This is a genomic window from Loktanella sp. F6476L, from assembly GCF_023015725.1.
Taxonomy (GTDB): domain Bacteria; phylum Pseudomonadota; class Alphaproteobacteria; order Rhodobacterales; family Rhodobacteraceae; genus Yoonia.
Map to the genome: position 1 here is coordinate 1 of NZ_JALKAR010000011.1, position 19,229 is coordinate 19,229.

Below are 19,229 nucleotides of genomic sequence, written 5' to 3' on the forward strand. Positions count from 1 at the left end.
ACGCAACACCGCGCAAGTGCCTCGGCTATCAAACGCCTTCAGAAGTGTTCCGCGCAAAACTGATGGAAGGAGAGCCATGATCCAGATAAACTGAACAGAGAGAAATCGCGCTTCAGCGTGAGTTCACCCGGGGCGCACACGATCGCTCGGGCAGGTCTGAAAGTGCGCAGACCTGCACCTTAACCTTATGTCAGGAATTGATCGACAACCTGCGCCTGTTGCTTGAGGCCGTCTGGGTCAAGGCTTGTCTTAAGCTTGGTGAAGGTTTCAGCCCATTCGGATGTACGGACGCGGATTGGTGGCTGCTGTGCGTCCATCACTTGCATAACGACCGCGGCGACTTCATCGGCGGTTTGATAGATGCCTGTGTCCTGACGGTTTTGCGCACCTGCGACGTATTTCTGAAGGATTGGAAGATATTCGTCCTCTAACATGCCGCCAGTCTGCGCCATCTGTTCCATCACGGAATTGGCGAATTCCGAAGTGATACCGCCCGGTTCGACAGCCGTGAAATGGATGCCGAAGGACGGCGTGATATAGCTGGCCATCGATTCCGTTAGGCCTTCAACTGCAAATTTCGCGCCGCAATAGATTTCGTTAAACGGTTGGCCGACCAATCCGCCGACAGAACTGATGTTGATGACATGACCGGCACGGGCCTTGCGCATAAAGGGCATGACGGCCTTCGTGCAGCGTGCAACGCCCATATAGTTGACGTCCAAGATCTTTTGAATGTCGGCTTCTTCGGCCTGTTCCAGGCTGCGGGCGTAACCCATGCCTGCGTTGTTAATCAGCACATCAATGCGGCCCTGTTCTGCAATGACCGTTTCGACTGCAGCGTTGATCGAGGAGGTGTCTAGTACATCCAGTTGTAATACGCGGAGCGACACGCCAGCCGCTTCCGCCGATGTATCAAGAGCAGTGCGTTTTCCGGTGTTGCGCATCGTCGCATAGACTGTGTGGCCTGCTTGCGCGGCCTGAACAGCGGTGGCAATGCCAAGCCCCGTAGAGGTGCCCGTAATAAGAACAATTTTTGACATGACTTGATCCTTTCGATCAGTTTTTCGCGATAGATAGCCAGACCCGATCAAAGGTCTGGACAATCAGATTTTCAGGGATGGGTTCGCCCGACAGGACCGCGCGTCGCGCAAGCTGCATGGCCGGTGCCACCAGCAAAAGCGAAAGCAGGCCGGTATCAAGATCGACCAAAGTGCCGTCGTCGACCCCGCGTTTGAGACGTGCGGCGATATCTTTGGCAAAACCGTCAACGGTGGCTTGTTCATCGGGCGATAGAATTTTGGCGGCGTTGGCGTATTCGAGGAACAAGAAATCTTGTGGACGTTCACGTACAAAACGGAACATAGCGAACCACATGTTCCGCACGCGTTGTGTGCTATCTGTTGCGTTTCCGTCTTCTGTAATGGCGCTGTGAAACTCCGCCTTAAGTTCCATATAGACTTGGCGCAGCATGTCGTCCTTGTTTTCAAAATGAACGTAAACAGTACCTGCGGAAATTTTGGCACGCTTGACGATGCCTGCGACGTTCACCGCAGCGATCCCTTTTTCAACCACTTCCGCGACAAGTGCGTCGCGAATTTTTGTTCTGGTTACTGGCTTGGTAGGTTTTGGCATGGATCACCCTTTCATGCCTTCAATTAAGATAATGAATATTCATTATCAAGTGGGGTGAACGATTTTTACGGCTTTCTTTTGGTTGAGAAGGACAGCGTGTCGGTTCCCATCAAACGTCACCGGCAACTGCCAATATCTTTTTGCAAAGGCCCTGACCGGACAAAATTATGCCAATATTTATGGATATACGGCGCACAGCGTAAATTGTTGCGCACTGCGTCGTTATTCAGAGTTGAGCAAGGGTTAATAGAAATGAAGAAGATCTCGGCATTCGCCATCCTACCGTTTTTATTGATCAATTCCGGCGCCCAAGCCGATCAGAACGTCCCCACCCCAGAACTACATCGCTTAGGCATGACCCTTTACACCGAAAATTGTGCGATCTGTCATGGTGCAACGGGCGCTGGCGATGGTGTTATTTCTGCCCAATTTGCGCCTGCTCCGCGTGATTTCACAGGCGGTGTTTTCAAATTTGGCACGACCGGCTTAGGTGAATTTCCGGCACGCGCAGACATAACAAAAATCATTGAAACGGGGATCGAAGGGTCATTCGGTCGGACTATGCCGGCCTTTACCGATTTCACACTCAGTGAACGGCTGGCTCTGGCCGAAGTTATCCGTCAATTCGCTGACATAACAGCATATGGCGAACCGCTAGAAGACATCGTCGTCCCTGCTAGTTTTGATATCGATCGCGGTATGGAACTGTACGAAAGTCTTGATTGTTCAAGTTGCCATGGCGCTGCGGGTCAAGGCGACGGCGTTCTTTCCGCACCGCTAAAGGACATGAGCGGCGCAAGCATTTCACCTGCAGACCTGACGGTGGGTACGTTCAAAGGGGGGCGTGATCCAAAAGACGTGTTTATGCGCCTTTACCGCGGGATTCCGGGCACACCCATGCCATCATTCGGTCAGAATGTTAACGTAGACGATCTCTGGAACCTAACAGGTGCTGTCATTGCCCTGAGTGAAAATTAATAACTATTTTTGAGGTTAGTGTGATGGAAATGAATAGACGATCGCTCATCAAGGGCGGCGCTTCTACACTTTTTGCAGCCGGTCTTGGCACGGGAATCTATGCCGCTACCCCCGCATACAATGAAACTGGTACACCGCAATCTGCGGGTCGGGTCTCTGGTCAGCTGAAATATGCAGGCAACGGCGAATTTGTCCCGAGTTTTCCTGTGATCAAAGATCACGATATTTGCGGCGTCGATGATCGCGAACCGAAAGCTTTGCGTGTTTCGGATGACGGCGAGCTTGGCGATTGTGTTGTCGAAATCAAAGGCGTCACCGCAGGCAAAAACTGGGACCCGATTTTCAATCACGGAAAGATCTACCAGATTGACTGTAGCTTCCAGCCGTATGTGCAGATTATCCGCAGCAGCGCCTACGTCGATGTCCACAACTTCGATCCGATCCTGCACAACATCCACGCATACGAAGTGTTCAACGGGACACGTCGGTCCATGTTCAACTTCGCGCAGCCAGAGGCCGGTTTGGTGGATCGCGTCGATCTGAACCTGCGGCGTGGTAATCTGATGATGATCGATTGCAACGCACACAACTGGATGGCGGCGTGGGTCTACACATCGACCAGCCCGTATTTGTCTGTGACCAGTGTCGATGGTCGGTTCGATATTCCTGATATCCCGCCGGGCCAATACGTCCTGTCAATTTGGCACCCTCTGTTGGGTGAAAAGACTGCGAACCTGAGCGTCGCCGCGAATGCGGATTTGAAGCTCGATCTCGTTCTCACTTAAGTGGAGTAAAGTAGATGTTAACACGTATCCTGACATTAGTAGCGCTGACCGCAGCATCTTCCGCAGCTGCCGAAGCAGACCGCATCCTGAAACTGCCGCCGTTGCCAGTCAGTGCAACACCGGAAAAAGACGAGGCCATGGTTGAACTTGGCCGCTTGTTGTTCTTCGATCCACGCCTGTCCGGCGACAGTTCGACGTCCTGCGCAAGCTGTCACGCCCCGGAATACGGTTACGGCGATGGTGCCGAACTTAGCCGTGGCTATCCGGGCACGAAACATTGGCGCAACGCCCAAACATTGGTGAATTCGGCTTATCTGACGAACGGCCTGCATTGGGACGGTTCAGTTGGGTCGTTGTTGCACCAAGTTCCGGGCGCGATGGGAACGGCTTTTGCCGCCAATATCGACGTCACGATGGCTGAAGAGCGGATGAAGCAAATTCCGGAATACCGGAACCGCTTTCTTGAAATTTGGGGCGAAGACCCAACCATCGATCAAATCACCCAAGCGATTGCAGCTTATGAACATTCCTTGGTTTCTGCGGACAGCCCATTCGACCGTTTTGCAGCCGGCGACGTGTTTGGGTTTAGCCCTGAAGCTGCGCGTGGTCAGGTGATTTTCGCGGGCAAAGGGAATTGCGTCTCCTGCCACAATGGCGCTTTGGCCACTGACGAAGATTTCCACAACACAAGTGTGCCGCGTAATCCGGAATTCTTGGAAGACCCGCTTGTTCAGGTGACATTCCGGTCCGCGATGCGTGGTTTTGGCGTGGCGAAAGAAGTCTATGAAGGCCTTGATCGTGACCCTGGTCTATATGCGGTGACCCAAAACGACGAAGACATGGGCAAATTCCGCACACCGCCGTTGCGGTATCTGACCTTTACCGCCCCTTACATGCATAACGGCATTTTCTACACGCTGGACGAAGTCGTGAACTTCTACGACGCAGGCGGCACCGAAGATGTCTTTGGCACGAAATCTGCGATGATCGAACCGCTTGGTCTGACTGATCAGGAAAAATCCGATCTGGTTGCGTTTCTTGAAAGCCTCTCTGGTACAGAGATCGTCGAAACATACCCTGATCTGCCCGATTACGAAACGGTCGAGGTTGCAGTGAAGACATCAGCGGGTGCCGGTGATTTTGCCGCAAACGCATCGACAGCAACGCCGGCGGCGGTTGCAGAAACACCAGCTGAAAGCAGTTTCTCTTCCACCAGCGCCGGACTTGTCATCGGCATGTCCAGCGGAACCGCGCCAACTGCGGAGCCGTCATCCGGTCGCCGCGAAGTGATCGTTCAGGTCGGTGATAACCTTGGCATTATTGCGCAGCGTGAATATGGCGATGTGCTGCGGTACCAAGATATCTATGAGGCGAACAAAGACCTTATCAGCGATCCGTCGAATTTGGCGGTTGGCACAGTACTGGTCATCCCTGAACTATAATTCTGGGCTGTCTTGGGACGCGAACAAAGTTGCGAAATCGATTGATCGCGCGACCCCACAAATGCGTAAGAACGTAACTTTGGGACACCTCGAACGGGTGGCCCAAATTGCGTTGTGCAGGCGTTTGTCATCAGAGCGGCGGTTCCCAAGACCGGGCGATATTAGGATTGCTGCGCCGTTCTGAATGTCCGTGGCGAAAGCCCGGCTTGGCTTTCGAAGGCGCGTGTGAAAGCACTGCGCGATGCGAAGCCCACCATTTCTGCGATACGCTTCACCGGCAGATCTGTGTCACGCAGTAGGACGCCAGCACGGCGCATACGCAGTTCGCGTAGTAGCTCCATCGGTCCTGATCCGTATGCAGCGGCAAAGCGTTTGGCAAAGGCAGATCGGCTCATCCGGACGCTGTCAGCAAGGCTTTCGACGGTGTGCGGATCGCCCGGCGCATCCAACATCAGCCGTAGCGCATTCCAGACCGACGGATCGGCAAGCGCTGCCATCCATTGAAATGCGGCATCCTGTGATGACAGGCGTTCGCGCAGCATCGCGATCATACATTGCATCAGCAAAGCTTTGATCATCGCGCGGCTTCCCAACCCCGGATGGGACAGTTCGTGCAACAACATCTGCAAAGTAGGCCGCATGCGGTGGGACGACGACACATGTTCCACCAATGGTTCTTTGATCAGGTCGATGATGTCGGTGACACCGCGCAACCCGACGCCAACATGGGCGCAAAGCGCGGTCATCTGCCCCGCTTGTGTTTCGCAAGTTCCCGCCATCAGACGCGACAGGTTCATCTCGGCAGGTTTGCAATCGGGGATAGGGTCCCCGCCGGTGCCAAAGTTGTTCAGGGTATGCTTCTGCAGTGCCGGAATAAAGACAAGCGAACCACGCGCGACTTTCAATGGGGGACGCGATTTGAACGTGATCTCCCCATCACCGGACAAAATATAATGCAGTGTCGCCGATGCATCGCGCCCCAGCCCAAGGCTGCACGCCCCGCTAAGTTCGCACAGGGCAAATGGATCGGTCTTAATCTCAAGTTCATCGAATATGTGATCGTATCTCATGCCCAGATTCTTAACCGCATTCTGGACGAAAGGGCACCCAATTCGAAGCAAGGGTACATTTCGAAGACGTAAAGGCACATGGGGGGCCATAGCTTCATGTAACACAAGCACTGAAAGGAACAGACTATGTGCCAATGCGATGATCCAAACCACAACCACGGCCGGATGACACGTCGGGCTGCCCTGCGCGGTGGCGTTGCAAGCTCCGTTGCCGCAGCAGCCGCGGTCGCCACAACAACTGCAGCCCAAGCGCAATCTTCCAGCCCCTACGCCCCGCCTGCCGAACCTGCGCTGCCGCCGTCGACTATGAAACTGGACCTTAGCCGTACTGCCCTTGTCGTCACAGACCCACAGGTCGATTTCTTGCATCCAGAAGGTGTGACTTGGGGCGTGATCGGTGCCAGCGTTGAAGAACACAACACGGTCAACAACATCGAAACGCTTTTCAAATCCGCTAAGGCCGCTGATCTGACAGTCGCGGTATCCCCTCACTACTACTATCCAACCGATCACGGCTGGAAATTTGAAGGCGCGCTGGAAAAGCTGATGCATAACATTGGCATGTTTGACCGTCCTGGTCCGCTGAACCTTGACGGGTTCGAAGGGTCAGGCGCCGATTGGATGCCGCAGTACAAGCAGTACATTAACGACGGCAAAACTATCGTGACATCGCCGCACAAGGTTTACGGCAACGACACGAATGATCTGTCACTTCAGTTGCGCAAACAAGGCGTCGATCAGGTTATCTTGGCGGGTATGTCCGCGAACCTGTGCACGGAATCGCACATGCGTGAGCTGCTTGAGGACGGTTTTGAAGTGGCAGTTGTCCGTGATGCGACCGCTGCTGCCATGCTGCCCGAAGGTGATGGATACCTCGCCGCACTGATCAACTTCCGCTACATGGCCAACGCTGTTTGGTCCACGGAAGAAGCCGTCGCGCAAATCAAAGCTGCGTCCTAAGCCCCACGTTTGGGCCGCCTGACACATGTCGGGTGGCCCAGATAGGAGAAAAAACAACACCCAACAGGAGTAATTCCCATGAAATCATTGCCAATTCTGTCTGCCCTGATTGTCATGGCAGCAAGCACAGTTATCGCCGATGACGCCGTGACGTCTGCCGTTCTACAAGAAGAAAACAAAGTCTTTGAAAACGTGATGGGCCCGATCAATTTTGCAGACGCCTATGGTGACCGCGCGACTGGGCCGCATGGCACCTTTGGCCAATTCCCTGCGAACTTTGAAACACCTGAACACACACATTCGCACAGCTACCGCGCAATTGTTTTGAAGGGCCAGATGACCAATCCGTTCGACGGCGAAGAAAATGCGCCTATTATGGGTCCGGGATCGTACTGGGCCGTGCGCGCAGGTGAAACGCATTCCACAGCATGTGTTTCTGACACGCCTTGCGAATTCTTCATGTATTCCGACAGCGAATTTGACTTTACACCGACGGAATAAGCGGCATGGCTCGCAAGGGGCGCGTCATTCCTTGCGAGCTATTTCAGTGAACAGATGATTACAGGCGTTGGGTCAAAATGCGCACTGCACTGTCAAATAGTGCGGGGTTTTCTTCCACCCTCGCCGCAAGTTGTGCGCCTTCCAGAAGCGGTAGCGCTGCCGCCGCTTCGACAGCCGGATCGGTGACACGCGCGATACTTCCGTCGATCTGTCCTGCTGCGAAAACGGTTTCTGTCCAAGCAATGATCATTTCGCGAAAGCGGCCGATTTGGGCGATCACCTCTGCAGGCAGGCTTTCGCGACTGGTTGAGAACGACACACACAAACACAGGCTTTTGCCGCCATCCAGCGCCGTTCTGTAGCGATCGATTAGCGCTGTAAGCCGCGCGCCGCCCGTTCCCTGGCTCACATCAATGTCTTCGCACACGGCTTTCAGGTCGTTGTAGTACCGTTCCATCAAAGCGACGGACAGCGCAGCCTTGGTCGGGAAATGATGGTGGATACTGGCTTTGCGAATGCCGACATCCTGCGCCAAATCGGCATAACTGAACCCGTCAAAGCCGCGCGTGCGCGCAGCCCGTTCCGCAGAATCCAGCAAAGCGGTTTTTGTATCAGTTGGCATTTGTATCACGCGTATCGTTGACCTTGAGCCTTGCTAATACGTTTTCCGCCGCTTCTAAAGCACCTTCGATATAGCCGCCAAACTGGGGGGCAACTTCTGTTCCGCCAAAGTGCAATGTATCATCCCAAAGCCCGACCATCGCGCGCGTTAACCCGTAGGTCGGATGCGCATGAAGCGGGGCTTGGTCAGCTGCGGTCGACGTCTGCGGATCAAACGCCCAATCTTTAACGTATAGCTTGGCGGGGTCCGTGGCTTGTGGCCCGAACAACCGACCCAGTTGCGCAAGCAAATGTTGCCGCAACATTTGCTCATCAGCGCGCCCCTGCGGCGGCACCCCGATAAAGCCGAACAACGCGTAAGGTCCACCGTCCGCAGGGGACGCATCATGGACTTCGACCATCGGACCGGTTCTGCTCATCGCGTCGCCGGATAGGCCGCCGTTGTGCCAGAACGGGGTGTCGTAGACCGCGACCGCCTTGGCCTGCCCCGCCATCCACGTCGCGATGGACCGCATTGACGTAATCGTTTGATCCGGTAGCGCTGGGGTAAATTTGATCTCCGCTGCGACCCGTGGGGGCAAGGCCAAAACGACACGGTCCGCGCGGATGGTATCGCCATTGGTTAACACCGCAACGACCCCTGCTGCGTTCTTATCCAAAGACACCACTTGGGCATTCAATTGCTTTCGCGCATCCGGCAAACGGTCCGCTAATGTCTGCGTCAACGCAGCCAGTCCACCTTTCAAGCGCCAGGACCCCTGCATCGATGCAAAGCCGCGTCCGCGTTCAACGTTCCCGCGTTCATCTTCGAACGTCAGAATTCCGTCAGAAAACTGGTCAAATTTTTCCAGACCTAACCGTTGGATCAAGGCAGCAATCCGTGGCTGGCCGGGCCAAAACCATGCGGGCCCCATGTCAAAGTACCCTACCCCATGATGTTCCGTCATGATGCGTCCGCCAAATCGGTCGCGCGCCTCTAGCAAAATGTAATCCTGCCCTGCGGTTTCCAGCATGTCGGCCAACGCAAGGCCAGACAGCCCGCCGCCGATGATCATAGTTGTCATGGGCTAGAATCCTTCGCTTGCTGGACGAAGATCCAGTTCGTGCGTCCACGTCGATTTCGGCTGGTGGGCCAATTGCCAATAGGTTTCGGCGATGTCTTCGGGTTTCATCATCTTCGCAGGGTCAAGGCTGTGCAGGTCGCGCGACCGCGGTGTGTCGATGATCCCGTCTAGGATGGCATGACAGACATGTACGCCTGCGGGTTGATATTCACGCGCCAACGATTGGGTCAATCCGCGCAGCGCGAACTTGGCGCTCGCGAAAGCCGAAAACTTTGCACCGCCGCGCAGTGACGCCGTTGCACCGGAAACGATAAACGTCCCGCCCCCACCGCGTACCATCGGTTGCAACGTTGATTGCGCAAGCAAAACAGCCGTTTGCACCATGGATGTCCACGTGCGCTGGTAGTCTGCAAGCGTCGTATCGCCAAACGGCGCAATAACCAGTTCAGCAGTGTTATGGACGACGACGCTAGGTGGGCCATGTTCTGCGATGATCCCTGAAATAACGTCAGGCACGGCTGTATCATCCGCCATATCAAGCGTATGGAACGCGCCAACGGTGGTTCCAGGTTGCGTGCGACCAAGCCCGACAGGTGTGAACCCACCTGCCTCAAAACGCGCGAGAAGGGACTGACCAAGGCCAGCCCCCGCGCCGGCGACAAGCGCCAGTTTTTTCTGCGTAGCCATCAAACAGCCGGTGGCTTTGCATGTGGCAAGTGGCCGGATTTGATCCAAACCTTGGCACCCTCAGCCCCAGCAACCGCAGACAGCGTTTGCCCTTCAGGCAAGCGCAACCATGAACCTTTGCCAAGCGTTTCACCGCCCTCTGTCAGCGATCCTGCGATGACAAGCATCTCAATCCCACCATCATCCGACATGTCGAACGCAGCACCCGCATCGATATGGCTATAGGTCACGGTTTCACGGTCATCGCTGTGCAGCTGGGCCGTGGCGACACCATTAACCGGCGCTGCCAATTCGTCCGCCATATTTTTGCGGAACTGATTGCGGTCTTCCATGTCAAACTGCCAGAGCTTCACAAAGATCGTACACCCCTGCTCTGACCCTGGCGTGTGGGATGTTGTGGGTGGGTTGCGCACATAGGTGCCTTCTGGAAAATCACCGTGTTCATCCTGAAACACACCATCCAGCACGATGAATTCTTCGCCACCCGAATGGGTATGGGCCGAAAATTTGCTTTCCGGCGCATAGCGCACGATTGTTGTCGCACGGGCCACTTCGCCGCCGATGCGATCCAGCATGCGCCGGTCAACGCCGGGCATGGGCGATGCGTTCCACTCAAGCTGATCAGAGTGAACGACCACGCGTTGAGAAAAGTCAGCGTTAAGTTCCATTGTTTTGTCCTTTCGACTTGAGTGGAGGCAGCTTAGCCCGCGATGCTTGGACGCGCAGCAACTTTGGCGCGCCATGCATTGAGATTTGATAGGCTTTGCGGGATTTCTACTTTGGCAAAGTCGGCAAATGCCAAACCTGCGAAAGCAGTGATGTCTGCCATCGAGAATTTATTGCCGGCCAAATACGCATTATCAGCCAAAACTTCGTTCAGGTAGCTCATCGTTTGACCGGCAACTTCCTTTTGTTTGTTGCCCCATTCAGCACATTGGTAGGTTTCCAGATCGGGGCCCAGGCCGGGAGTCGCATGATGGAAATAAGCGCCAACCGCGTTCAGCAGGCCATTTTCAGCACGTAGGTTCATCATCGACACTTGCGCGCGTTCTTTTGGGGTCTCGCCTGTCAAGGATGGTCCTTCAAAATGGCCGTCGATGTATTCGGTGATCGCAGTGCACTGGGAAATATGGCTGCCGTCAGCCAGTTCAAGACAAGGCACGACCGCATCTGGGTTCTTTGCTTTGAACGCATCTGTGCGATGTTCGCCGCCCATGACGTCAACCGCGACGAATTCTACATCGTTTGTTGCACCTTTTTCGGCAAGTGCGATGCGCACACGTGCAGGGTTCGGGAAGCCTTCGGTGTCATAAATCTTCATCGTGGTCGTCTCCATTTCATTTTCAATATACATAAACCTACTAGTAGGTAGGGTATCTGGCAAGATAATTCTCGCCAACATCTAGGCTCTCACGGCTTCGTGAAATATGCCCTGCTACAGACTGAACTGGGATTTGCGCGTTTGCAGCGATTGAAACACTGCAAATGCCTGCAATGACGGGCCCCGTTTAAGGTTGGGCTAACGCCCGAAAGACGGAGTTATGTCACACGTCGCAGCAATGAAAGTGGCAGCATTTTCATCGCCGCGCCCAGAACGCTCCACGGCCAACGCGGGACCGTCACATGGTTGCGCCCAGACTCAACGGCGTCGGCCAGCAGACGCGCACCCTTGGCGCCATCAATGATAAACGGGGTCTTTGATGTATTCTGCCCTTGGGTCATTTCGGATTGAATGTATCCGGGCATAAGGGTCGTTATGTTGATTGGCTTATGTAGCATTTCTAGGCGCAGCCCTTCTGCAAGGTGTGCAAGACCCGCTTTGCTGGTGGCGTAGCTTGTCATCGCGCCACGCATGCCGCGGATCGCGCTCATGGAGGAAATAAAAACCAGATGCCCGGCATTCTGGTCGCGGAAGATTTCCATCGCCGCCTCCGCCTGCGCGAGCGCTGCAATCAGATTGACCTCAAGAGTGGCCCGGTTTTTCGCGAACCCACCTTTGCCAATCGGCGCACCTTCTCCGATACCGGCATTGACGATCACCTTGTCCAGCCGCCCGAACTTTTCGCGAAATTGACGGAAGGTTTGAAAAACCGCTGCATGGTCAGTCACATCGAGTGCTGCTAGTTCAACGCGGGTTCCCGACAATTCGCTTTTCAATGCTTCAAGCGCGTCTAATCTGCGCGCGCAAAGCGCCAGATCATAGCCCCGCTTTGCGAATTCACGGGCCATGCCTGCGCCCAGCCCTGAACTTGCGCCAGTGATCAGAATGACGCCTTTAGCGGAATGTGATGAGGTCGGCATCAATTGCTCCCAGATGTTGCTGTTCGTTAAGACTGATCAGGCGCGTATGGCCGGGCCGCACAGACAGGGTCGTGACACCGCAATTGACAAGCACATGTTCCACGGCGCGTGTTGCTTGCTCAGTCAGGCCCAACACATCCTGCACAATCGCCGCAATTGGACCGCCAGAGGTCACGGCATAGGCGGTGTCATCCTTGCCCAGTTCGGCCACCAAAGTCGTTATGGCATCGCGCACGCGTTTGCGAAAAGCGCTGCGGCTTTCGACATAATCACCGTCATGCGCGCCGTCCGCCCAACGGGTTGTCGCCTTGTCATAAACGTCTTGAAAGGCCCGTTTCGGATTGGGCGCGTCTGCAAAGGCAGCGCGTAAGGCAGCAGGGCTGTTCAATTCGGGCCGATAGGCCGCAAGAACATCAAGATAGTCAAATTCGTTCCATCCGGCGTCCGTGTTAGCGGGGCCAAATGGCGCGGCAGTTTCGCGATGCCGTTGCATTGTTCCGCTAACCAGTCGATCCGGCCGCGATACAGCCTTCGCCAAATGTCTGGCCTGATCGTGACCCTTTGCGCTAAGGGCGTCGTAGTTGTCCGCGCCAAATCTGGCTTGTCCGTGGCGTATCAAATGAACACGTGCCATCTTAGCTAGCCTTGCGGATCAATTTGCGACAACGGTGGTGCAGGTAATGCACAAAGACCCAAAAGCGTTTGTATTCCGGGTTCTTCGTCTGGCCTTTGTAATAGCGTGCGTAAATTTGTTGCACGATGCCGGACAAGCGGAACAGCCCGTAGACCTGATAGAATGTGAAACTCTCAGGGCGCAGGTCCATGGCGTCGCAGTAGTAGGCAATCACTTCATCACGGGTCAGCATGCCCGGCAGGGTCGTTGGTTGCCGCCGCGTTGCACGTGCCAGCCGATCGTCGCCGGCCTCAACCCAGTAGGCCAGCGTGTTGCCAAGATCCATCAGCGGATCGCCGATGGTGGCAAGTTCCCAATCCAGAACGCCGATCACGCGGGTAGGTTCGGACGGGTCAAGGACGACGTTGTCAAAGCGGAAATCGTTATGTGTCAGGCAAAGGTGTTCGTTCTCGGGCACATTTGCCTCTAACCACCGCATGATGCCTTCGCCGCGCGGAACGTTCCATGTGCGGGCGTCGCGATACCGTTTGGACCAACCCGCAATCTGGCGCTGCGTGTATCCAGCACCGGCTGCCAGCGTATCCAGACCTGCGGCAACGTGATCGACCTTGTGCAATGCGATCAACGTATCCAACACATTGGTGCACAGAGTGCGCACCTCATCAGGTGAAAGGGACACATCGCGCGGCAGGTTCTTGCGTGGGATGATCCCGTTCAGACGCTCCATCACGTAAAACTCGTCGCCAATGATAGCCGAATCTTCGCAATAGGCATGCATAGTGGGGACGTATGAAAAAACCGGCTGTAGCGCCTGTTGCAAGCGGAATTCACGGCCCATGTCATGGGCACCTTTGGCTTTGGTGCCCATCGGCGGACGGCGCAGGATCAAATCATCGTTGTCGTACTTCAGGCGGTACGTCCAATTCGAAGCGCCGCCTGTGTATTGGGTGACCTCAGGACGTCCCTGCAGATGTGGCAAATTTTGCGACATCCAAGGACCTAGCAGATCGAGGTCCAGTTCTTCGCCATCTCGAATGGCACCCGCTTGATCAATGCTCATGTCGATTGTCCTTTCGTGATACGGGCCATGCGCGCATCCAGTTTGGCAACCTCCTTGCGCAACCCGCCCAGATAGCGGGAAAACGGCAGCCAGTTTTTCATCCGCAGCGCCTTACGCGTGCGTTTATCGATAAAGATGCGCGGTTCGCCGCGTTCCATTCCTTCAAGGATCGCTGCCGCAACGTCGGCGGGGCTGGTTCTAGACCGTTCAACCAAACGTTCTGTCATTGCGCGGGCTTTGTCGTCACCGGCACGCATGTTCTGCGCGAGGCCGGTCCGAAAGAAGCTTGGGCAGGCGGCATGGGTCGTGATCCCATCTTGTTCAAGCTCAAGCATAAGCGTTTCCGACAAAGCCAGGACCGCCGCCTTGGTGGCGTTGTATGCCCCTGCGCCAGGGAGGTGCAGGAAGGAAGCCATAGACGCGATGTTCAGGATTGTGCCCTGCGTTTCGGCCAAGAGCGGCGCGAAGGTTTTGCACCCGCGCACGGTACCTAACAGGTTGATCTCAACGATCCACTGCCAGTCAGCCACAGGCGTGTCTGTCAGTGTTCCCATTTGTGCGACGCCAGCGTTGTTGATCAACAGATCCGCCCCGCCCCATTCCGTCTTCATCCAACGGGCGGCAGCCTGCAAATCTGTTTCCAATCGCACGTCGCACTTGATGAAATGTCCGCCGATTTCTTTTGCGGTGGCTACTCCGGCTACGGCGTCGATATCGCCAATACAGACTTTTGCACCGCTGGCGGCCAGTTGACGCGCAAATTCACGCCCCAGACCCGCGCTGCCCCCCGTTATGAAAACACGACGCGCACTCATGCGTTTTTCCCACGATATTTGGCCAGCTCCTGACGCGCGACCATGGCGCGGTGGACTTCGTCTGGCCCATCGGCGTAACGCAACGCACGCGCCATCAACCACAAATCGGCAAGCGGCGTTTCATGGGTCAGACCTTGGCCGCCATGTATCTGCATTGCCTTATCAACAACGTCCTGAAGCATGTTCGGCGCAACAACCTTAATTGCCGAAATCTCGCTCATCGCGGCCTTAGCGCCAACAGTGTCAATCTTCCACGCCGCATAAAGCGTCAGCAGACGGGCCTGATCTATGGCCACCCGCGCATCCGCGACCTGTCCGCGATTGCCTTCCAGCGCGATCAAGGGTTTTCCAAAAGCCTCGCGTTGACCCCCACGGGTAATCATCAGCTCTAAAGCGCGCTCCGCAGCACCGATGGCGCGCATACAATGATGAATGCGACCCGGTCCCAGACGGCCCTGCGCGATGGCAAAACCTTTACCGAGGCCCAGGATAAGGTTCTCTTTCGGGACGCGGACGTTGTCGAAATTGACCTCGCCATGTCCGGCGGGCGGATCATATTCACCCATAGTCGGCAGCATCCGTTCGATCGTGACACCCGGTGTATCAAGCGGCACCAACACCATTGAATGGCGGGCATGGGGGTCGCCGTCTGGATCCGATATCCCCATAAAAATCGCAAGTTTTGCATTTGGATGGCCAATACCCGTGGACCACCATTTGCGACCGTTCAATACCAGTTCATCGCCATCTTCCGTGATCGACGCACTGATATTGCGGGCATCAGATGACGCTACATTCGGTTCGGTCATGCAAAACACAGACCGAATTTCGCCCGCGAGAAGCGGCGTCAGCCATTCCTGCTTTTGGGTGTCTGACCCGAAAAGCCAAAGCACTTCCATGTTTCCGGTGTCTGGGGCGCTGCAATTGAAAATTTCGGCGCTGAATGGATAACGGCCCATCGTTTCGGCCAATGGCGCGTATTCTAGGGTGCTAAGCCCCAAGGCCAATTTGTCGTCAGGCAGAAAGAGGTTCCATAGCCCCGCGTCGCGTGCCTTGGCTTTCCAGTCTTCCATCCTTGGAACAACTTGCCACGTTTTCCAATCAGACCCAGAATTCAGGTTACGTAGTTGGGCGCGGTAGTCGGCCTCATGCGGGATGACTTCAACGCGCATGAAGTCTTGCAGTCTGTCTTGCAAGTCTTGGCACCGTGCGCTTGGCTGAAAATCCATCGTCATCTCCTACTGTTGTCTGGTCATTGGTCCGACAAAACGTAACCTTACGTTGGATTTGAAGGTAAATGGCTTTCGCCGCAAGAAAAACAGAATATAATTCCGTTTTACGTTACGGCTTTTGTTAAATGGCAAAGGTCCAAGGGAGAGGATGCTATGCACATCGTATTTTTCGGCGCGGGCGCCATTGGCTGCCACACTGGTGCGGCTTGGTTGTCATCGGTTGTTGCGGCGGGTGGGCGTATCACGCTAATCGGACGTCCTTCACGGCTTTCTGCCCTGCGCGATCACGCGCTCAACCTGTCAGGCGGGCCTAGCGTCAACATCGCCCCCGGTGCGCTTCACATCACAGATGATCCGCGCATCCTTTTCGAGGCTGACTTGATCGTATTGACGCATAAAGCTGGCGCGCTGCCCGACGCGATTGATGCAATCCGCGCACATAGCGCTGAAAAGACGCCAATCCTGTCATTACTGAACGGCGTCGCACCTGTCCGCTTGCTGCGCCAATCCCTGCCCGAACGGGATTGTCTCGCGGGCATGGTGCCTTACAATGTCGTCTGGCAAAGCAGCACCCATTTGCATCGCACAGGCGCTGGCAACATTGCCTTGCAACGCCATCCGGCGACCGAATGGTTGGCTGCGGCAGGCATAGAAGTCGACCTGCATCCAGACTTGACGCCCATCCAATATGGGAAACTGTTGTTGAACCTCGCCAATCCGATCAATGCGCTCGCGGGCATCCCGCTTTGCGACATGCTGCTTGATCGCGGCTATCGTTTGGTACTGTCCGCTGTTATCGCAGAGGCATTGAACGTCTACGATCAAGCAGGCATCGGTTGGACCCAAGTAGGCCCGAATAACCCGCGACTTGCCTTACGTATGCTGCGCGCGCCGACATGGCTGTTTCGGCTTGTGGTGCTCCGCAAACAACGTCTGGACCGATCTACCATGACGTCAATGGCCAGCGATTTACAGGCGGGACGTTTGACAGAAATTGACATACTTTCGGGTGAGATTGCCGAAGTGGGACAACAACACGGAATTCCGACACCGATCAACAGTGCGCTGGTACGACTTGTGAAATCAGTCGAAACGGGTGACAGCGTCGGGCCAGTTGCGTCGCAGCGGTTGTTACGAGAGGTTGGATTATGAGCGAACTGTCCTTTAGCCCGTTACGAAGCCGTGACACCCCAAAGCAAGAACGCGCGATACGCCGTGTTCACGACATTCTGCGTGCAACGGCTGACTATCTTGCGACAGATAAACTGCAAGATTTGTCCACGACGGTCATCGCAAAACGCGCTGGTATCCCTGTCAGTTCGATCTATCGCTATTTCCCGACCCTCGATGATCTGTTGCGCGAACTTTACCTACAATCGGCAAATGAGCTGCGCGAAGCGCTTTTTGCGATCTTTGCAGATGAACAGACCTATCCGGGTTGGCGGGACAGGCTGGGCGCCATTTTGTCCAAGCAACGCAAATACATCGCGCGGCACCCCTACTACCGGCCTTTGCTGATGCGGTTCATGGCAAATCGAGAAACCGTGGCCGTCGAAGACGACGACCACGAAGAGCTAGTCGTGTTTTTGCGCGCCCGTTGGGCACAAGGTGGTGACGGATTTCACGGCGGCGACCCTGCCGTTGTGGCAAACACGACCGTGCAGATTGCACTTGCCATGGAGGACTTGATCGCGACCCAACCGGACCGCGATACATCCCGCCCCTATTCAGCAGAGCTTTCGACCCTGCTGGAAGCGTATCTTGCGCATTACCTGACTGACGACTAGGCGATTGTGTCCGCGCGGCCCGCCTGCCGTCCAGAGAAGATACAGCCGCCCAAGAACGTTCCTTCAAGCGCGTTGTAACCGTGATAACCGCCGCCGCCGAACCCCGCGACTTCGCCCGCAGCAAACAGACCCGGAATGGCAGCACCCGACGCGTCCAACATCTGACTGTTCAGGTCAGTTTGCAGCCCGCCAAGCGTTTTGCGCGTGATGATGTTCAACTTCACACCGATCAATGGACCATTCGCCGGATCAAGGATCTTATGCGGCTTTGCGGTACGCTGATAGCGGTCGCCTTTGTAATTGCGCGCCGCATGGATCGCCATCATCTGCACGTCTTTTGTGAACGGGTTATCCACCTGCGCATCACGTGCGCGAATTTCGGCTTCAATCTTATCCACCGACAGCAAATCGTCCGTCGTCAGACCGTTCATCTTTGCAATCAATTCTCGCAGCGTGTTGGCCACAACAAAGTTTTCGCCATGTTCTTTGAACGCTTCGACAGCAGGTGTCGCGGCTTTGTTAAGGATGCGCTGCTTCAGGACCTCTTTCCACGATTTGTCACGGAAGTCAGGGTTCTGTTCCGACCCCGAAAGGGCGAATTCCTTTTTCACGATCTTCTGTGTCGTGATGAACCATGAATAGTCGAAACCGGTATCTTGGATCATCTTCAAGGTGCCAAGGCTATCAAAGCCGGGCAATCCGGGTGGCGGGAAGCGGTTGCCGTTTGCGTCAAACCACATCGACGATGGCCCCGGCAGAATGCGAATGCCGTGGTTCGGCCAGATCGGGTCCCAGTTCTTGACGCCTTCGGTGTAGTGCCACATCCGGTCCGCGTTGATCAGATGACCACCGGCCGCCTGACTGATAGCAACCATACGTCCATCAACGTGCGCGGGGACACCAGCCACCATTTCCTTCGGCGGCTGTCCCAACCGATCGACCGGCCAGCTTTTGCGCACCAGATCGAAATCGCCGCCGATCCCGCCAGACGTCACAATCACCGAAGCGGCACGTAGTTCGAAATCACCCACGATATCGCGATTGGTCTTTTGACCACGTTCAGCAGTGTCAGCGGCTAGAATTTCACCTGCGACACCTTTGGCGGCACCGTTTTCCATGATGATATTGGAACAGCGGTGCCGGAACTTCAGCGTGATACGCCCCGCTTTTTCATGTTCGCGGACGCGTCTTTCAAACGGTTCTTGCGCGCCCGGCCCGACACCCCACGTCAGGTGAAACCGCGGAACCGAATTGCCGTGACCAGACCCAAAGCCGCCGCCGCGTTCAGCCCAACCCACAATCGGGAACCACCGCATGCCCTGTTCATACAGCCAAGGCCGCATTTCGCCCGCGGCAAAGTCGACATAGGCCTCGGCCCATCTGCGGGGCCACAGGTCTTCTGGGCGATCAAACTGCGCGCTGCCCATCCAGTCTTGCATCGCCAATTCGCGCGAGTCGCGCACGCCCATCCGGCGTTGCTCTGGCGTGTCGATCAAACACAAACCGCCAAGCGACCAAAAGGCCTGACCACCAAGGAAACCTTCGGGTTCTTGGTCAATGATCGTAACGGACTTGCCGCGATCCGCCAGTTCTGCGGCTGCGACCAAACCGGCCAACCCACCGCCTACAACGATGACATCAGAAGTTTCCAACGTATTTC

At 55.5% G+C, this 19,229-nt stretch carries 21 protein-coding genes; 7 read left to right on the plus strand and 14 right to left on the minus strand.

Annotated elements, in window-relative coordinates; translation table 11 throughout:
- Positions 1 to 185 precede the first annotated feature (185 nt).
- Together MWU61_RS16500 and MWU61_RS16505 are read right to left on the minus strand one after the other, a co-directional pair.
- Positions 186 to 1,040: an SDR family oxidoreductase gene (locus MWU61_RS16500; protein WP_247129562.1), complete on the minus strand. Its 855-nt coding sequence runs from the start codon at positions 1,038 to 1,040 to the stop codon at positions 186 to 188.
- A gap of 16 nt (positions 1,041 to 1,056) precedes the next feature.
- Positions 1,057 to 1,632, minus strand: coding sequence for a TetR/AcrR family transcriptional regulator (locus MWU61_RS16505; RefSeq protein WP_247129563.1), 576 nt, complete (start codon positions 1,630 to 1,632; stop codon positions 1,057 to 1,059).
- A gap of 54 nt (positions 1,633 to 1,686) precedes the next feature.
- Between MWU61_RS16505 and MWU61_RS16510 the strand changes: the two genes are divergently transcribed.
- Genes MWU61_RS16510 through MWU61_RS16520 form a run of 3 tightly spaced genes read left to right on the plus strand, consistent with a single transcriptional unit; the run spans position 1,687 to position 4,837 of the window.
- Positions 1,687 to 2,610, plus strand: a complete 924-nt coding sequence (locus tag MWU61_RS16510) for a c-type cytochrome (RefSeq protein WP_247129564.1) — start codon at positions 1,687 to 1,689, stop codon at positions 2,608 to 2,610.
- 23 nt (positions 2,611 to 2,633) lie between these two features.
- The gene (locus MWU61_RS16515; RefSeq protein ID WP_247129565.1) at positions 2,634 to 3,395 is read left to right on the plus strand and encodes a carboxypeptidase regulatory-like domain-containing protein; all 762 of its coding nucleotides are present in this window, start codon (positions 2,634 to 2,636) and stop codon (positions 3,393 to 3,395) included.
- Positions 3,396 to 3,409: 14 nt separating this feature from the next.
- Positions 3,410 to 4,837, plus strand: a complete 1,428-nt coding sequence (locus MWU61_RS16520; RefSeq protein WP_247129566.1) for a cytochrome c peroxidase — start codon at positions 3,410 to 3,412, stop codon at positions 4,835 to 4,837.
- Positions 4,838 to 4,998: 161 nt separating this feature from the next.
- Here the strand turns inward: MWU61_RS16520 and MWU61_RS16525 are convergent, their stop codons facing one another.
- Positions 4,999 to 5,907, minus strand: a complete 909-nt coding sequence (locus MWU61_RS16525; protein WP_247129567.1) for an AraC family transcriptional regulator — start codon at positions 5,905 to 5,907, stop codon at positions 4,999 to 5,001.
- A gap of 126 nt (positions 5,908 to 6,033) precedes the next feature.
- On the opposite strand from MWU61_RS16525, the gene MWU61_RS16530 reads away from it, so the two are divergent.
- A complete protein-coding gene (locus MWU61_RS16530; protein ID WP_247129568.1) occupies positions 6,034 to 6,867 on the plus strand; it encodes a cysteine hydrolase in 834 nt (277 codons plus the stop codon).
- A 78-nt stretch (positions 6,868 to 6,945) separates the two neighbouring features.
- On the plus strand, positions 6,946 to 7,368 hold the full coding sequence (locus MWU61_RS16535) for a DUF4437 domain-containing protein (protein ID WP_247129569.1): 423 nt from the start codon (positions 6,946 to 6,948) through the stop codon (positions 7,366 to 7,368).
- Positions 7,369 to 7,426: 58 nt separating this feature from the next.
- Here the strand turns inward: MWU61_RS16535 and MWU61_RS16540 are convergent, their stop codons facing one another.
- The 10 genes from MWU61_RS16540 to MWU61_RS16585 form a co-directional block, all read right to left on the minus strand.
- On the minus strand, positions 7,427 to 7,990 hold the full coding sequence (locus MWU61_RS16540; RefSeq protein WP_247129570.1) for a TetR/AcrR family transcriptional regulator: 564 nt from the start codon (positions 7,988 to 7,990) through the stop codon (positions 7,427 to 7,429).
- Positions 7,980 to 9,053, minus strand: coding sequence for an NAD(P)/FAD-dependent oxidoreductase (locus MWU61_RS16545; protein WP_247129571.1), 1,074 nt, complete (start codon positions 9,051 to 9,053; stop codon positions 7,980 to 7,982). Before MWU61_RS16545 ends, MWU61_RS16540 begins: the two co-directional genes overlap by 11 nt.
- Before the next feature lie 3 nt (positions 9,054 to 9,056).
- Entirely contained in the window at positions 9,057 to 9,740 is a 684-nt protein-coding gene (locus MWU61_RS16550; RefSeq protein WP_247129572.1) for an SDR family NAD(P)-dependent oxidoreductase, read from the minus strand.
- Positions 9,740 to 10,408 carry a cupin domain-containing protein gene (locus MWU61_RS16555; RefSeq protein ID WP_247129573.1) on the minus strand — a complete coding sequence of 223 codons (669 nt, stop codon included), beginning with the start codon at positions 10,406 to 10,408 and terminating at the stop codon, positions 9,740 to 9,742. Before MWU61_RS16555 ends, MWU61_RS16550 begins: the two co-directional genes overlap by 1 nt.
- Positions 10,409 to 10,440: 32 nt before the next feature.
- Positions 10,441 to 11,061, minus strand: coding sequence for a glutathione S-transferase (locus MWU61_RS16560; protein ID WP_247129574.1), 621 nt, complete (start codon positions 11,059 to 11,061; stop codon positions 10,441 to 10,443).
- A 218-nt stretch (positions 11,062 to 11,279) separates the two neighbouring features.
- Positions 11,280 to 12,041 carry an SDR family oxidoreductase gene (locus MWU61_RS16565; protein WP_247129575.1) on the minus strand — a complete coding sequence of 254 codons (762 nt, stop codon included), beginning with the start codon at positions 12,039 to 12,041 and terminating at the stop codon, positions 11,280 to 11,282.
- Entirely contained in the window at positions 12,016 to 12,675 is a 660-nt protein-coding gene (locus MWU61_RS16570) for a histidine phosphatase family protein (protein WP_247129576.1), read from the minus strand. The genes MWU61_RS16565 and MWU61_RS16570 overlap by 26 nt, the downstream gene beginning before the upstream one ends.
- Before the next feature lies 1 nt (position 12,676).
- Positions 12,677 to 13,735 carry a phosphotransferase family protein gene (locus MWU61_RS16575; RefSeq protein ID WP_247129577.1) on the minus strand — a complete coding sequence of 353 codons (1,059 nt, stop codon included), beginning with the start codon at positions 13,733 to 13,735 and terminating at the stop codon, positions 12,677 to 12,679.
- The gene (locus tag MWU61_RS16580; protein WP_247129578.1) at positions 13,732 to 14,550 is read right to left on the minus strand and encodes an SDR family NAD(P)-dependent oxidoreductase; all 819 of its coding nucleotides are present in this window, start codon (positions 14,548 to 14,550) and stop codon (positions 13,732 to 13,734) included. The genes MWU61_RS16575 and MWU61_RS16580 overlap by 4 nt, the downstream gene beginning before the upstream one ends.
- Positions 14,547 to 15,779: an acyl-CoA dehydrogenase family protein gene (locus tag MWU61_RS16585; RefSeq protein WP_348645590.1), complete on the minus strand. Its 1,233-nt coding sequence runs from the start codon at positions 15,777 to 15,779 to the stop codon at positions 14,547 to 14,549. Before MWU61_RS16585 ends, MWU61_RS16580 begins: the two co-directional genes overlap by 4 nt.
- A 156-nt stretch (positions 15,780 to 15,935) precedes the next feature.
- Between MWU61_RS16585 and MWU61_RS16590 the strand changes: the two genes are divergently transcribed.
- The gene (locus tag MWU61_RS16590; protein ID WP_247129580.1) at positions 15,936 to 16,934 is read left to right on the plus strand and encodes a 2-dehydropantoate 2-reductase; all 999 of its coding nucleotides are present in this window, start codon (positions 15,936 to 15,938) and stop codon (positions 16,932 to 16,934) included.
- On the plus strand, positions 16,931 to 17,569 hold the full coding sequence (locus MWU61_RS16595; protein WP_247129581.1) for a TetR/AcrR family transcriptional regulator: 639 nt from the start codon (positions 16,931 to 16,933) through the stop codon (positions 17,567 to 17,569). Before MWU61_RS16590 ends, MWU61_RS16595 begins: the two co-directional genes overlap by 4 nt.
- Here the strand turns inward: MWU61_RS16595 and MWU61_RS16600 are convergent.
- On the minus strand, positions 17,566 to 19,221 hold the full coding sequence (locus MWU61_RS16600; RefSeq protein ID WP_247129582.1) for an FAD-binding dehydrogenase: 1,656 nt from the start codon (positions 19,219 to 19,221) through the stop codon (positions 17,566 to 17,568). The genes MWU61_RS16595 and MWU61_RS16600 overlap by 4 nt on opposite strands.
- Between the last annotated feature and the right edge of the window lie 8 nt (positions 19,222 to 19,229).

Coding starts and splice junctions, on each gene's coding strand:
- MWU61_RS16530 (WP_247129568.1), top strand. CDS start 6,034: ATGTGCCAATGCGATGATCCAAACCACAACCACGGCCGGATGACACGT.
- MWU61_RS16555 (WP_247129573.1), bottom strand. CDS start 10,408: ATGGAACTTAACGCTGACTTTTCTCAACGCGTGGTCGTTCACTCTGAT.
- MWU61_RS16570 (WP_247129576.1), bottom strand. CDS start 12,675: ATGGCACGTGTTCATTTGATACGCCACGGACAAGCCAGATTTGGCGCG.
- MWU61_RS16595 (WP_247129581.1), top strand. CDS start 16,931: ATGAGCGAACTGTCCTTTAGCCCGTTACGAAGCCGTGACACCCCAAAG.
- MWU61_RS16590 (WP_247129580.1), top strand. CDS start 15,936: ATGCACATCGTATTTTTCGGCGCGGGCGCCATTGGCTGCCACACTGGT.
- MWU61_RS16580 (WP_247129578.1), bottom strand. CDS start 14,550: ATGAGTGCGCGTCGTGTTTTCATAACGGGGGGCAGCGCGGGTCTGGGG.
- MWU61_RS16585 (WP_348645590.1), bottom strand. CDS start 15,779: ATGGATTTTCAGCCAAGCGCACGGTGCCAAGACTTGCAAGACAGACTG.
- MWU61_RS16500 (WP_247129562.1), bottom strand. CDS start 1,040: ATGTCAAAAATTGTTCTTATTACGGGCACCTCTACGGGGCTTGGCATT.
- MWU61_RS16545 (WP_247129571.1), bottom strand. CDS start 9,053: ATGACAACTATGATCATCGGCGGCGGGCTGTCTGGCCTTGCGTTGGCC.
- MWU61_RS16575 (WP_247129577.1), bottom strand. CDS start 13,735: ATGAGCATTGATCAAGCGGGTGCCATTCGAGATGGCGAAGAACTGGAC.
- MWU61_RS16565 (WP_247129575.1), bottom strand. CDS start 12,041: ATGCCGACCTCATCACATTCCGCTAAAGGCGTCATTCTGATCACTGGC.
- MWU61_RS16520 (WP_247129566.1), top strand. CDS start 3,410: ATGTTAACACGTATCCTGACATTAGTAGCGCTGACCGCAGCATCTTCC.
- MWU61_RS16515 (WP_247129565.1), top strand. CDS start 2,634: ATGGAAATGAATAGACGATCGCTCATCAAGGGCGGCGCTTCTACACTT.
- MWU61_RS16560 (WP_247129574.1), bottom strand. CDS start 11,061: ATGAAGATTTATGACACCGAAGGCTTCCCGAACCCTGCACGTGTGCGC.
- MWU61_RS16550 (WP_247129572.1), bottom strand. CDS start 9,740: ATGGCTACGCAGAAAAAACTGGCGCTTGTCGCCGGCGCGGGGGCTGGC.
- MWU61_RS16540 (WP_247129570.1), bottom strand. CDS start 7,990: ATGCCAACTGATACAAAAACCGCTTTGCTGGATTCTGCGGAACGGGCT.
- MWU61_RS16535 (WP_247129569.1), top strand. CDS start 6,946: ATGAAATCATTGCCAATTCTGTCTGCCCTGATTGTCATGGCAGCAAGC.
- MWU61_RS16505 (WP_247129563.1), bottom strand. CDS start 1,632: ATGCCAAAACCTACCAAGCCAGTAACCAGAACAAAAATTCGCGACGCA.
- MWU61_RS16525 (WP_247129567.1), bottom strand. CDS start 5,907: ATGAGATACGATCACATATTCGATGAACTTGAGATTAAGACCGATCCA.